The sequence below is a fragment of the Halorubrum sp. Ea1 genome (assembly GCF_002252965.1).
Lineage (GTDB): Archaea > Halobacteriota > Halobacteria > Halobacteriales > Haloferacaceae > Halorubrum.
The window spans coordinates 1-1,144 of record NZ_NHPG01000003.1; the positions used below are offsets into that span (position 1 = coordinate 1).

General features: G+C 58.0%; 1 protein-coding gene. It reads left to right on the forward strand.

Translation table 11 applies throughout. The features are described 5' to 3' along the window. Positions 1–763: 763 nt before the first annotated feature. On the forward strand, positions 764–1,144 hold a 381-nt coding region (locus tag DJ73_RS00155; protein ID WP_094528216.1), incomplete at its 3' end, for a TATA-box-binding protein.

Consider the following 1,144-nt stretch of genomic DNA (forward strand, 5'->3'; position numbering starts at 1 on the left):
CAGGGGGCGAAATCCTCATATCGGTGAGTCGGTCGAACCGACTCTGCGAAACCGGGCCGAATTGAACGGCCCGAATCCGCGGTGCGTTCTTTGCATTTCAACCGAACGGGCTTATACACTTAAGCACGTCGGAACGCTTTGACCGGCCGCGGTGCGGCCGGCCGTTGTCCCCCACGCCGGGGGACCTTCGCATTCAACACGAACCCCGGCTTGTACTTAACCCCGTCGAACCATCGCCGCCACGTCATGCGGTTTCATTGAGAGAGGTTGCCACGACGGATCGCGAACTGAAGACATCCGGAGCCCGTCGAGGAGAGGTGGTTCGGTCGAACCGCAGGAACTGATTTGCGAGAAATTATTTGTTTTCTGTCACTGACTGAAGCGAGGCCGCGGGGGAGATTCAGCGACGGATCCCGTTGAGGTCGCTTCGTGAGCGTGGGGTTCGAGACGCCGTTTCGACCACGGATGAACGAGCGCTCCGACCGGGAAAAAGTAAAGTGAACTTCGACGGCGATAGTCCGCTCTCGGTGGAGAGATACTGCTCGTCTCGAACTAATTGCTAGTCACGTGCGTGCGCGAACAACGAAAGGAGTAGTAACACAGCAGCACAGTAGCAGTAACACGCAGCTGTAATCGTCAGGACAGGGTTGAACCGCCCGGGCCCCGCGGATAAAAAGGAAAGTAGTGAGGAACACACCGCGAGCGAGCGGTTGTTTATACCACGGGCGTTTATAAGGGAGGGGGACGCATATAAAAGCGAACGATGACGAACCCTGCTGATTCGATCGAGATCCAGAACGTCGTTGCATCGACCGGTATCGGCCAAGAGCTCGACTTGGAAGCGCTCGCAGAGGACCTCCCGGGCGCCGATTTTAACCCGGACAACTTCCCCGGCCTCGTCTACCGGACTCAAGAGCCGAAGGCGGCCGCACTCATTTTCCGGTCGGGGAAGATAGTGTGCACGGGCGCAAAGAGCATCGATGACGTCCACGAAGCGCTCGGGATCATCTTCGAGAAGCTTCGCGGACTCCAGATCCCCGTTGAAGAGGATCCCGAAATAACGGTGCAGAACATCGTGTCAAGCGCCGACCTCGGTCACAACCTCAATCTCAACGCGCTGGCGATTGGGCTCGGCCTAGAGGAC